Genomic DNA, 13,249 nt, shown 5'->3' on the forward strand with positions numbered 1-13,249 from the left:
GACAGACAGTCACCGCCCACAGCCAGGGACAGGGCCAGATCGCACAGGATCTTGCCCGGGTCATGGACGGTCAACGGTGTGGCCCACCGGGCCAGGGCCCTGCTCAGTTCCCGGTCCAACCCGGAGGCGCGGATCGTCTCGACCAGCAGCACCCCACCGGCCTGACCCGCTGCGGCCACGGGCGCGGCATCGACATGAACACGCGGATACGACCCGGTAGCCTTCACCTTGGGAGTGCTCCTCGACCTTGACGGATTCGGACTCTATACAAGCCCTATCCTGCCAAGTCAGGAGCACTTTCGCCTACCCGGCGACCACACCTCCGGCACTCACCGATGAAACGCCGAGGTTAACTGCCTGACCAACGCCTATGCCGATCTGTGGGCCGAGTGCTGGAACACGGCGTTCACCATCGACTCCTGGACCGCCACGGACCACACGACCACAGGCCTTGGCGATGTGGCCCCCCATTGGACCGTGGACACTCCGCTCCGACGGGACTCCGACCGTAGACAGGCGCTGGTGGAGATCGACGCCTTGGTGGCCCTCATGCTGGGGATCCCTGCAGAGGAGCTGTGCACCGTCTACCGCACTCAGTTCGCGGTGCTCTATGACTACGATCACGGGCAGAGCCGTCGGACCAACTACTTCTATGACGCCAATGGACGGTTGGTTCCCACAAGCGTGCAGCAGGTCTGGAAGAAGAAGGGGGACTACCTCTCCTGGAGCGACCGCACCGCGACCAATGCGTCCGGCCACGAGTACAGCTACGAGCTGCCCTTCCAGACCTACGACCGTGAGGCCGACATGACCGCCGCCTACCAGGAGTTCGAACGGCGTCTGGCCCTCATGAGAGCTGAGAGGTCAGTCGACGCCGAGGAGAAGAGCGTGTCATGAGCGAGTTGCTGCCACCCCGCGAGGCCAGGGCTCTCCAGAACCGGCTGGAGGAGTACCTCACCACGACCTTCGCGCTGGCTGACGGGGATGCGCAGACCGCTCTCAAGGCGTTCCTCAGCGACCCCACCGATGGCCTGTTCAAGGGGCCGTACATCCGCACCAGCCTGCCCTTCCAGCCGGCCCCGCGGCGCTCCGTCGAGGGCCTGTCCTGGGTGCCCGACAAGTTCACCCCCTACGGACACCAGGCCGCCGCCTTCGCCAGGCTCAACTCCGCCCACCGCCGTCCGCTGCCGACCCTCATCACCACCGGCACCGGGTCGGGCAAGACCGAGGCCTTCACCTACCCGGTCCTCGACCACGCCGCCCGGGCCCGACGCGCCGGCCAGCGCGGCGTCAAAGCCCTCTTCCTCTACCCGATGAATGCCCTGGCCACCGACCAGGCATCCCGGCTGGCCAGCACCATCTGCGCCCCCGGCGACCGGGCCGCGGAGAACCCCTGGGCCGGGGTCACCGCCGCGATCTACACCGGGGACCAGACCCACCAGCGGACCACCATGAGCGCCGAGGGGATCATCACGAGCCGCGAGGCGATCCGCTCGGACCCGCCCGACATCCTGCTCACCAACTACAAGATGCTCGACCAACTACTGCTGCGCCCCGCGGACCAACGCATCTGGGCTGAGTCCGCCGACAGCCTCCAGTACCTCGTCCTCGACGAGTTCCACACCTATGACGGTGCCCAGGGCACCGATGTCGCCATGCTGTTGCGCCGCCTCGGCCTGACCCTCAAGTCCTACTGGTCGCCACCCGGCGACACCCCGCAGGACCACGACACCCAGCAGGGCCAGCGCGACCTCTCACCGAGCGTCCACACCGCCGAGGAGTGGGCCAGGCCGCTGGGGCGGATCACCCCGGTCGGCACCTCCGCCACCCTTGGCGGAGGATCGGAGACCGGCCGCCAGCAGATGGTCGACTTCGCCACCACCATCTTCGGCGAGCCCTTCGACACCGACTGCGTGGTCACCGAGTCCCGCAAAGCCATCGACGAGTGGGCGCACGGCGTGGGCTCCAGAGCTAAGAAGGTGACGCTGCGGCCGATGACCATCACCACCAGCGGGGCCCGGCAGATTCACGACGCCGCCGAGCGGGCCGGCGGTGATGCCGCCGCGATCTGTCAGGCCGTCCTCAAAGGTATGTACGAACCCGAGGATCCGCACGCCTCCTCGGGCGACTCTGGCTCCGAGGTTCCGGACGCCTCCACGGACCGCGCTGGCTCCCACGACCACGTCCACGACCGATTGCTCGCCCTGGCCGCAGCCCACCCTTTCATCCGGAGCCTCGTCACCAGGACCACCGAAGCCACCCACATCGATCGGCTTGCCGACGACAAGGAGCTGTTCCCCGGCGAGGGAACCGACACCGATTCCCATGATCATCGCGTCCTGTTCCTCCTTGATCTGGTCTCCGCACTCGCCCATCTGCGCGCCCAGCCCGACCGCGACGCCATCAGCACCGAGACCCACCTGTGGATCCGTGAACTGTCCCGGATCGACCGTGAGGCCAGCACCGAGGTCCGGTACCACTGGTCCGACGACGGCGTTCCAGCCGGGGCGGGCGATGACTTCACTGCTGCCAGCCTCGCCTGGTTCCCCGCCGTCTACTGCCGGCACTGCGGCCGCTCCGGATGGGGTGTCCAGCTCGCCAATACCGGGGCGGATCTGACCGCCAACGATGACCACATCCGGACCGGTCACGCCAGTCACAGCAACCGGTTCCGTGCCCTCATCAGCGCCACCCGCGAGGCCGAACAGGAGGAGGCGGAATCCGGCGGGCAGCATGATTCACGACTGATGTGGTTCGACACCCTGGCCCGCCACTTCTCCTCCCGGCGTCCGGAGGCCGATGACCCGGCCTACCGGAATGGCTCGGTGATCCCGGTCCTGATGCTCACCGGGGAGGACGCCGACGACCAGTCCCGCGATGATCGTTGCCCCTCCTGCCAGCAGCGTGACGGTATCCGGTTCCTCGGCTCGGCCATCGCCACCCTGCTCTCGGTGACCATGTCGAACCTGTTCGGCAGCCCCACCATCAACCCCGGGGAGAAGAAGGCCCTGGTCTTCGCCGACTCGGTGCAGGACGCCGCCCACCACGCCGGGTTCATCTCCGCCCGATCCCACTCCATCACCCTGCGCGCCGTGCTCCGCAACGGCCTCGGCGACGAACAACTCAACCTCAACGAGCTCACCGACCGGGTACTCGAACTGGCTCGCGACGACGTCTTCAAGCGCTATCGGATCCTTCCCGTGGAGTTGGCGAGCAATCCCGAGAATGCCGAGTTCTGGACCTCATCGAGCTGGTCGGGGATTCACAGCGGGCTTCGCAACAGGGTGCGGCGGCGTCTCCTCTTCGACGCGATCATGGAGTTCGCCCTGTCGAGCCATTTCGGCCGCACCTTGGAACGCACCGGTTCAGCCTGGGCTCATGTGGGCACCGAGAGTGGCACGGAGTTGGGCGCCATCGCCCAGCAGGTTCTCGCCGATCTGAATCAGGACCGCATGGACGAACCCCTGGCGGATCTCTCCCAGCAGGTGCGTGTCCGATGGGTGCGCGGTGTCCTGGAGCGGATGCGCTCCCAGGGCGCCATCGATCATGAGTGGTTCGACCGATTCATCGACCACGACGGCCAACGGTACTTCCTGTGGGGAGGCCGCACCCCGACCCAGCGGACAGGCGGGATGCCGGCCTTTCCGACCGGCCGGGCCGCACCCGGGTTCCCCTACACCGGCGGAGGAAGGACGCCGCGGGCGCGCAGGGACCGGCGTTCAGACACCATGCTGCTCGACCCCGTCACAGGCTCCCAGTCCTGGTATGCCGACTGGACCCGGCGGGTGCTCGGCGTCCCACCCCGACTGGGCGGGGTGCTGGCCAAGGATCTGCTGGTGCGACTGGCGGCAGCCGGAGTGATCGCGTCGGTGCGGACCGGAACCGGCGACCACACCGTCTACAAGATCCGCGCCGACCACGTCATTGTGGGAGCCGCGGACGCGCAGGACGTGGCCACCGGTCGGATCCTGCTGCGTTGTGACGTGTGCCGGACCCCGTACCCCGGATCCCCCGACACCGTCGCGGACCTGCGCGACGGGCCCTGCCTGTCGTCACGGTGCCCGGGCCACCTGCGCCCCGAGGCAGGAGACCCGGACAACGCGTACCGGCATCTCTACGAGTCCAGCGACATGCGTCGCGTGGTCTCCCGCGAACACACCTCCCTGCTGAGCAACCAGACCCGCGCCGAGTACGAGGAGGCGTTCAAGCGCGGCTCCACCGATCCCGCCGCGCCCAACGTGTTGGTCGCCACCCCGACCCTGGAGATGGGCATCGACATCGGTGACCTGTCGGCGGTCTTCCTGGCCGGGCTGCCGCGTCGGGTCGCGAACTATCTGCAGCGGGTCGGGCGCGCCGGACGCCTCACCGGCAACTCCCTGGACATGGCCTATGTCCGTGGCCGGGGAGAGTTTCTGCCCCGGCTGGGGGAGCCGGAGTCCCTCATCAACGGCGAGGTCCAACCGCCGGCCACCTACCTGTCGGCCGAGGAGATCCTCAAGCGGCAGTACCTGGCCCATATTGCCGACGGGATGGCGCGCGACGACATCGAGAAGCACCACCCGCGTTCCATCGGCGAGGCGATGAACTCCCAGCCGGGCGAGTACCTCGGTGATCTCATCAGCGCCGCCGAGCAGCCCGGGCGACTGGCCGCCTTCCTGGCCACCTTCGACGGCCGGGTCGATGAGGCCGCACGGGAGACCCTCACCGCCTGGGCCGACCCGGGGTCTGCACCCGGCAGCAGTGACCTGGCGGCCCTGGTGCACGGTGCAGCGCAGTCCTGGCATCACGAGCAGGAGGCGCTGCGCTACCGCAAAGACCAGATCATGAGCGTCCTTGAGGAGCTGGACCAGCGCGCCACGGTCACCCAGGCCAGCGACGACGTCGACCAGTTGCAGGCTGCGACGGCAGAGCTTGCGCTCGTGGAGGGTCAGCTGGACCGGGCAGACGAGCGGACCGACGACACAGCGGAACGCCGGGCAGAGCAACGGACGGCCACGTCTGCCCTGCGCCAGGTGAACCGCGAGATCGCCGAGACCGGTACCGAGTACTGGATCTCCACCCTGGAGAGGGTCGGGCTGTTCCCCAACTACACCCTGTTGGACGACTCGGTGACCCTCGACGTCGCGATGAGCTGGTTCAATCCCGACTCTGGCGCATACGAGCACGAACCGGTGAGCTATCAGCGCGGATCGGCCATCGCCCTGCGTGATTTCGCTCCCGGTTCCACCTTCTACGCCCACGGCTACGCCGTGAGGATCGACTCGGTGGATCTGGGGCCCGACGGTCAGGAGATTCGCAACTGGGTCTTCTGCCCCCAGTGTGGCTACGGGAAGGACCTCACCGAGAGCGGCGTCGAGGAGACGATCACCGAGTGCCCACGGTGCGGGACTCCTGGGATCGGGGACTCCGGCAACCGCATGGAGGTCGTGGAGTTCAAGAAGGCCTCAGCCAATGTGAACCGGGACTCCTGCCGGATCACCGACTCCTCCGACGAGAGGGTGAATGCCAACTACACCATGGTGCTCACCGCCGACGTCGACGAGGCCCGGATCGCACACCAGTGGTTCGTCGAGGGCTCCGAGTTCGGTGCCAAACTCGTCAACGGGATGACGCTGCGATGGCTGAATCTCGGCAAGCGCCAGGAGCAGGGCTCCGAGCGGATGATCGCCGGGGATTCGTACATCGCCCCGCTGTTCCGGGTGTGTGAGGGGTGTGGCCACCTCGACACCCAGTCGCGGGCGAACTCCCGTGCCGAGCACGCGCCCTGGTGCCAGTACCGCGATGCGCCGGAGGAGCACAATCGGGCGATCGCCCTGTCGAGGACATTGACCACCCAGGGGGTGCTGCTGCCCCTGCCATGGTCCATCACCACCGGGGACAGCTTCGCCATACCGAGCCTGGCGGCTGCCGTCCTCATGGGGTTGCGCTCCGAGTTCGGAGGATCGCCGGATCACATCGGGGTCGAGGTGGTCTCTGATCCGACCGCCCCCGGCGAGACGCCGCAGCAATCACTGCTGCTGCATGATCAGGTACCAGGGGGAACGGGGTACCTGGCCAAACTCGCCAATCCACGAGACGTCTGGCAGATGCTCTACAGCGCGTGGCGGCGGGTCCACGACTGCGAGTGCCAGGCCGAGGGGAGACTGGCGTGTCACCGATGCCTGCTGCCATATGCGTCTCCACAGGCGGTGCCGCACATCTCGCGGATGGCGGCCGAGCGGCACCTGCGTGTGCTGCTGACCGGATCTGTCGACGGTCCCGAGCCCACCGAGGAGATGGCCTGGAAGCGGGCTGACGCCGCTGTGGCGACTGATCCGAGCGACGAGTCCGCACTCGAGCAGCGCTTCCGGGTGGAGGCTCGCGCAGGACTCGAGGGGGTCGCCATGGTGCACGAGGTCCCCGGGCCCACCGGAAACGTCATGACTGTGAGCGCCGGGAACCGGCAGTTCCGGATCCAGCCTCAGGTCGATGTCCTGGGCGCTCGCCCCGATTTCCGGCTGTTCGGGTCGGGGATCCCGCAGGTCGAGATCTTCACCGACGGATTGCGCTACCACGCCACGAGGGAGCACAACCGAGTGGCTGATGACGCCCAGAAACGGGCAGCACTGAGGCTCGGCGGGGACCAGGTGCTCGCCATCACCATGGCGGACTGCGAGCAGGAGGCGGCGCGCAGGGCCTCCGGAGGCTCCCGCGTCGCGCCGCCGGCCTGGCTCAACGAGCAGATCACCGGGCCGTTGCGGACTCAGTTCGGGTTCAGCCAGGACGCCGCCGATGCGCTTACCAGCGGGCCTTTCGCCTTCCTGGATTACGTCGTCTCCGGTGGAAGTCAGGCTGATCTTCGACGGTTCAGCAACGCCGTGCCGGCGTACTTCATGATCACTGGCGGGAACTCCGGGGCCCGGCGGGTGTACCTCGACGAGGCCATGCCCCTGCCGGAGATGGCGGCCGGGCTGATCTGTGGGCAACCGGCCGTTCCCTCGCAGACATCTGGCGGATTCTGGTGGCACCGCGGGGAGGTCGGCGTGCTGGTCGACGCCCAGAACGTGATGAATATGAGGATCTGCGTGGTGCTGGACGACCGGACGGCGTCGGTGGGGTCCGAGACCTTCGCCGATTCCTGGCGGCTGTGGTTGCAGATCTCCAATGCGCTGATCGCCAGGACGCCGGACGACACAGATGTCGTCACCGTGGAGTCGGTACGGACCAGTCGCAGTGCAGCGGCAGCGCCCTCGTCGCAGGCCGGGGCGCTGGCGGCGGCCGGGAGTTCTGAGCTGTCCGGAGGCCCTGTCCTGACTGGAGGAGGTACGCCGTCTCGTGCGCGCGCCGACTTCATGGTGCCCGATCCGGCGATCCCGGTGGAGCTGGTCGGACAGTGGCAGGCCGTCCTCGGCAACGTCGACAAGTCCGTCGCCCCCCTGGTGCGTCAACTGGCCGATGCCGGTGTCTCGGTGCCGGAATCGGGCGAGGAGGTCGCCGGGATCCCCACAGACTTGTCGTGGCCATCTGAGAAGATCGTTGTGGTTGTCGAGCCCGAGGAGGGGGACGCGGAGGAGCTCCAGCATGAGGGCTGGCGGCTCGTCCCGGCCGAGGTGAAGGCGATCGTCAAGGCAGTGAGGGGGACCGATGGCTGAGTCAATGCTGATCATGACCAAGCAGGCGCATCAGGTTGATGGGTCGGTGAAACAGAAGGCGTACACCTTCCTGGAGAAGCTCGCCAAGGATGACGCCGCTCCCGGGTTGCACATCGAGACGATCAAGAGCTCGGTGGACAAGCGGGTGCGGACCGGACGGGTCGACGACAAGTACCGCGCGGTGCTGTTCAAACTGGCGGGGGAGCATCCGGCCTATGTGGTCTATGGGATCTGGATGCATGACGAGGCGATCGAGAAGGCGCGAACCGCCAAGTTCTGGATGAACCCGGTGAACGGGATCGTGGAGATCGTGCGGGCCGAGGCGGCGGCCGTTCCCGAGGCGGATGCTGTTGCCGAGGTGCCGAAGGCGGATTCGGGGGCTGACCGAGGTGTCGGGGCGGGTGCTGGTGCTGATCCTCATGCCGATCATGTGGGGGAGGCCGCTCCGGCGAGGGATGGCGTCCCCGCTGCAGCGTCGAGTCCGGATGTCCATCCCGCGACTGCAGATCCTCTGCTGAAGGTCTCCGTTGCGGAACTGGAGGGTCTTGGCATCGAGCCGGGGCTGGCTCGGCGAGCCGTGCGGGCGACAGATGATCGCGCCTTCGGGCAGCTGGTGGAGTCTGCCCCGACCTGGCAGTCGGAGGCGCTGCTGGCTCTGGCGACCGGCAGCTCACTGGATCAGGTGCGCGAGGAGTTGGAACTCGACCAAGCCGCGGCAGGGTCTGAGGCCAACGATGCTGACATGATCGAGGCGCTGAAGAGGCCGGCGAGCCGAATGGAGTTCGCCCCGATTGACGGCGTCGACGAGTTGAGACGCGTCATCGAGGAGGGCGACCTCGGTGCCTGGAGGGTCTTCCTGCACCCGGTGCAGCGCACCTGGGTGGACAAGAGGACGAATGGCTCGTTCCGGCTGGCGGGTGGTGCGGGGACCGGGAAGACGGTTGTCGTGGTGCACCGTGCCCGGCGTCTCGCAAGGACAGATCCCGGCTGTCGAATCGTGCTCACGACCTTCACCAGGAACCTTGCCGATGAGCTCAAGGAGAGCCTGACGCGTCTGGATCCGGGGATTCAGCTGGCTCCGGGGCTGGGTGGTGACGGCGTCTACGTCAACGGGATCGACGCCCTGGCGTCGGCCGTGGTTCGCGGAGCCGGCGCGCGCATTGCGACGGCGGTGGAGAAGGTGCTGGGTGCGGCGAGGACCGACGTGGGCGGCCGGCTGCCCAGGGATCTCTGGCGTCAGGTTGTCCAGGAGACATCCGGGCTGAGGGAGCAGCTGGGTGCCGCCGCGAAGCCACAGTTCCTGGAGACCGAGTACGAGCTGGTGGTGTTGCCGAACCGCATCACCACGGAGGCCGAGTACCTGCGCGTGCGACGGCCCGGCCGTGGCGTGCGGTTGAGTCGCTCGGCACGTCAGGCGGTCTGGAAGGCGGTGGAACGGTACCGGGAGGAAGAGGCTCTCCAGGGTTGTGCGGACTTCGCGGAGAAGGCGGCAATCGCCGCGGAGTACCTGAACGAGGTGGCTGACCATGAGGGTCGGCCGGCCGATCACGTCCTGGTTGACGAGGGGCAGGATCTCAAGCCGACTCACTGGATGCTGGTGCGGGCGCTCGTCGGGGAGCATGCCGATGACATCTTCATCGCCGAGGACGGTCATCAGCGGATCTACGGTCAGAAGCTCGTCCTGTCCCACTACGGGATCGCGACCCGTGGGCGGTCCAGGAAGCTGACGCTCAACTACCGCACGACGGCCGAGAATCTTCGATGGGCGACGGCAATCCTGGCGGGTGTCGAGTACGACGATCTCGAGGGGGACGAGGACGGCACCGACGGGTACCGGTCGGCCAGACATGGAATGGATCCGGTGGTGCGCCGGTGCTCCGGGTTCATTGAAGAACTCGATGCCACTGCCGAGACGCTGATGCGCTGGATCAAGGAGGCAAGTGGCACTGGACGAGCTGAGGCCTTCGCTGTCCTGGTGAGAGACCGTAATCAAAGAGACCGGATCGTTTCCGGGCTCAATGAACGCGGAGTTCCGGCCAAGGCTGTGGATCGAGGGCCAGCCACGGGGAAGGAACCGGTGGTGATGACCATGCACCGCGCCAAGGGAACCGAGTTCACCAGGGTGATCCTCTTCGATGCGGATCTGACCGGTGCAGACTCCAGCGCATCCCGCAGCTATGACTTCAGCGATCAGGACAAGGCTGATGCCCGGAAGAGGGAGCGATCGCTCCTGTATGTCGCTGCGTCAAGGGCAAGAGATGAGCTCGTCGTCAATGCGATAAGCGGCGAGTCCTCGACGGAAGGACGATCGTGAAAATACGCTGGATTGAGATCGAGGGTCTGAGGGCGTACAAGAACCGGGTCCATCTAGAATTCGGGAATTTCACAACACTTACAGGGAAAAATGATGCTGGTAAGAGCACTGTCTTTGCGGCTCTCAGAATGTTCCTAGACTCACATAAGCCTGATCCGGGAGACTATTCAGTAGGTGGCATTGATGAGATACGTGTTTGTCTGTGCTTTACCTCGCTTCCGGAACGAGTAGTGATCGATAGCACCGTAGAGACAACCCTCGAGGAAGAGTTCTTGCTGGACTCTAGTGGAGGTCTAACTGTCGAGAAACGGTGGCAAAAGGGGAAGACTCAACCAACTGTATATGCGAAGTCGCTCCAGCCAATCAAGGACGAATCAAAACCGTTGGTCGCGGCAAAGAACGGTGAACTCAAGCGTATCGCCAAAGACGAGGGTGTTCTTGACCGAGTAAGTGATAAGCGAGTCAATAAGCAGATACGAAGGGCAATCTGGGATAAATGGACGGCGAATCATGAGGCCACGGACGAGGAGGAGTTCGTGGCACTTGATGCTGAGGATGGAAAGCAAATTGCGACATCGCTTGAGCGCTACTATCCAATGTTTGAGCTTTTTGAAGCTGATAGGCAAGGTACAGACTCTGACCAGATCGCTCAGGATCCAGCAAAACTTGCGGTAAAAGCCGTTCTAGGGCGCCGAACGGACCAGTTGGCAAAGCTTTCCCAAGAAATCAGAGAAGAGATTTCTGATCTCCTCGGGAGGGTCGTATCAAAGCTGGCTGAGATTGATCCGGGGTTGGCCGATAGCCTATCTCCCATCGAGACTGAACCAAACTGGGAGAAGGCGTTCTCTGCGGTCCAGTTCGTAGATGACGTAGGTGTAGCACTAAACAAGCATGGAAGTGGCACAAGAAGACTCGTGCTGCTGAGCTTCTTTCATGCAGATATCGACAGGATAGACACCGTAGACTCCGAAAAGTATGATCGTGGTGTGGTGATCGCTGTCGAGGAACCTGAAACAGCGCTCCATCCGGATCTTCAGCGAGAGGCAATTGAAGTATTTCGCGAGATTTCTGAATTCGATGGCCGTCAAGTGGTTATCACAACGCACAGTTCTAACCTGGTGCGAGATCTTCCAATTGAATCGGTTAGGTATTTAGAGGTCGGCAAAAATAGGGAGAGACTGTGGGTAGCAGGAGATGAGAAGAAGCCGGCAGTGCTGTTGCGCAAACTGTCTCAGTCAATGGGGATATTCTCCCACACTTCCGTGTCGCAGTTCCTATATGTCGAGGGGAAGAATGATATTGAGTCACTTCGGTATCTTACTGATGGTATCGCAGCTGTCTATCCCGATACGATAGCGGACATAAGAAAACTAGAGGCGGCTGGGGGACTCTGTTTTATCCCAATGGGTGGATGCGGAGCGGCAGAGCTTTGGGAGAATCGGCTGAACCCAATACGTGCGAAAGGTTGGTATCTTCTAGATAGCGACAAGGATGGTCCGAATGCCAAGTTGAAGCCCGCTGCTAAAAAATACCTTGACTGGTCGAAAAATTCTAGAAGTAGCAGTGACTTCGTGCACCTTTTGGACCGCCGAGAACTTGAGAACTACTTGACAGAGACTGCAGTAGTTCAAGCCTATGCTGATCTAGGCAATTTTCTGAATTGGTTCAAGTACTTTCAGAATGGGGATGAATGGAACTACTTGGATATACCAAGAACATGCGCGAAAGCCAGCCTGTCTTGCCGGAATGGAACGGATTGCACAACATCATTATCGGAGCGCGCAATTAAACGTGAAGAGAAAGATGCGAAGGTCCTGCTTTCTAGAGTCTTTTCCCACGAGTCGGTTGTCCATAACCTGATGGACGGGACCGGTAATGACTTGTCTGTTGCGCTCCGCCAGATATTCAGGTGAGCATGTTGGCGGTGAGGAATAAAGCGCGATCTCGTGCGAGGACTATTGGTCAGAGCGCGTATCCACTCTCGCCGCTCGGTGAATTCAGCGAGGACATGCCGTGATCTGCGATTCTAAGACGTCGATTGCTGAATGACTCATCGGTCTTCGGTGAATCGATTAGGAAGGTTTTGAGTAGTCCATATACGGCAAATTCTGGCAATAATTAGAGGGTGCCGACTGCGGAGTACCGCAAATCGATTTGCGCGCCTCCAGCCGGCCGTCTGAGTCTGTCGCCAGTGGTGTACGGCGACGGATGATGGGGGAGCCTGAGGGGCACTGGAGCGGTCTGCGTTGCCGACCTCACACCGATGTGAGTACCCCGTGTCAGGATCGTAGGGTGAGCCGGAAGAAAGGCCGAGTCATGCGTTCCGATCCGCCCTCACTGTTCGAGGTCGACAACTCCTCCCGACCGTTGGCCGACCGTCTGCGCCCGACAAGCCTGGCCAACGTCGTCGGGCAGGACCACCTGCTGTCTCCTGACGGCCCGATCGGACGGATGGTCGCCGACCACCGGCTCGTCTCGATGATCCTGTGGGGTCCGCCTGGCTGCGGGAAGACCACCATCGCCCGACTCCTGGCCGAGGCTACCGGCCTGGCCTTCGAACCACTGTCGGCCACCTTCTCCGGGGTCGCCGATCTGCGCAAGGTGTTCGCGGCGGCGTCCCGGCGTCGAGAGGTCGGACAGGGCACCCTGCTGTTCATCGACGAGGTGCACCGGTTCAACCGCGCCCAGCAGGACTCCTTCCTCCCCTACGTCGAGGACGGCACGATCATCCTCGTCGGGGCGACCACCGAGAATCCCAGTTTCGAGCTGAACGGCGTCCTGCTGTCGCGCTGTCAGGTCTACGTGCTGAAACGCCTCGACGACCGGGCGCTGGACACCCTGATCGACCGCGCGGAGGCCCTCACCGGGACCACCCTCCCCATCGACGACGACGCCCGCGACGCACTGGTGGCGATGGCCGACGGCGACGGACGCTACCTGCTCAACCTGGTTGAGCAGCTGTTCGCACTGCCGGGCCCGATCGACATGGCCACCCTCACCGAGGTCGCCCAGAAGCGCGCACCGGCCTACGACAAGGCGCAGGAGGGTCACTACAACCTCATCTCGGCCCTCCACAAGTCGATGCGCGGATCCGACCCCGACGCGGCGCTGTACTGGCTGGCGAGGATGCTGGACGGCGGCGAGGACCCGCTGTTCATCGCCCGGCGGGTGGTGCGGTTCGCCTCCGAGGACGTCGGGATGGCCGATCCCTAGGTGTACTTCCCCGGGAGGTTGTGAACGGGTGAGGTAGCGAAGACCTCCGGGCAGGATGTGGGTTACCACACTCACTCTCCTGACCACGGAG

Annotated in this window: 5 protein-coding genes and 2 pseudogenes; 5 read left to right on the top strand and 2 right to left on the bottom strand. The window is 64.3% G+C overall.

Annotation, left to right across the window (positions count from 1 at the left end; translation table 11 throughout):
• A pseudogene (locus H590_RS18120) lies at nt 1–227 on the bottom strand (IS1380 family transposase); the annotation flags it as partial.
• Nucleotides 228–348: 121 nt separating this feature from the next.
• Between H590_RS18120 and H590_RS17570 the strand changes: the two are divergent.
• A pseudogene (locus H590_RS17570) lies at nt 349–897 on the top strand (class I SAM-dependent DNA methyltransferase); the annotation flags it as partial.
• On the top strand, nt 894–7,631 hold the full coding sequence (locus H590_RS0113170) for a DEAD/DEAH box helicase (RefSeq protein ID WP_028703888.1): 6,738 nt from the start codon (nt 894–896) through the stop codon (nt 7,629–7,631). The pseudogene H590_RS17570 and the gene H590_RS0113170, both read left to right, overlap by 4 nt.
• Before the next feature lies 1 nt (nt 7,632).
• Here the strand turns inward: H590_RS0113170 and H590_RS19240 are convergent, their stop codons facing one another.
• Nucleotides 7,633–8,052 carry a hypothetical protein gene (locus H590_RS19240; protein WP_245569821.1) on the bottom strand — a complete coding sequence of 140 codons (420 nt, stop codon included), beginning with the start codon at nt 8,050–8,052 and terminating at the stop codon, nt 7,633–7,635.
• Between the two features lie 261 nt (nt 8,053–8,313).
• On the opposite strand from H590_RS19240, the gene H590_RS16835 reads away from it, so the two are divergent.
• The 3 genes from H590_RS16835 (at nt 8,314) to H590_RS16840 (ending at nt 13,158) form a co-directional block, all read left to right on the top strand.
• Nucleotides 8,314–9,945: a UvrD-helicase domain-containing protein gene (locus H590_RS16835; protein WP_245569822.1), complete on the top strand. Its 1,632-nt coding sequence runs from the start codon at nt 8,314–8,316 to the stop codon at nt 9,943–9,945.
• Nucleotides 9,942–11,858: an ATP-binding protein gene (locus H590_RS18125; protein WP_161626034.1), complete on the top strand. Its 1,917-nt coding sequence runs from the start codon at nt 9,942–9,944 to the stop codon at nt 11,856–11,858. The genes H590_RS16835 and H590_RS18125 overlap by 4 nt, the downstream gene beginning before the upstream one ends.
• 403 nt (nt 11,859–12,261) lie before the next feature.
• On the top strand, nt 12,262–13,158 hold the full coding sequence (locus H590_RS16840) for a replication-associated recombination protein A (RefSeq protein WP_036982577.1): 897 nt from the start codon (nt 12,262–12,264) through the stop codon (nt 13,156–13,158).
• The last annotated feature ends 91 nt before the right edge of the window (nt 13,159–13,249 follow it).

Source organism: Acidipropionibacterium jensenii DSM 20535 (assembly GCF_000425285.1).
GTDB classification, from domain to species: domain Bacteria; phylum Actinomycetota; class Actinomycetes; order Propionibacteriales; family Propionibacteriaceae; genus Acidipropionibacterium; species Acidipropionibacterium jensenii.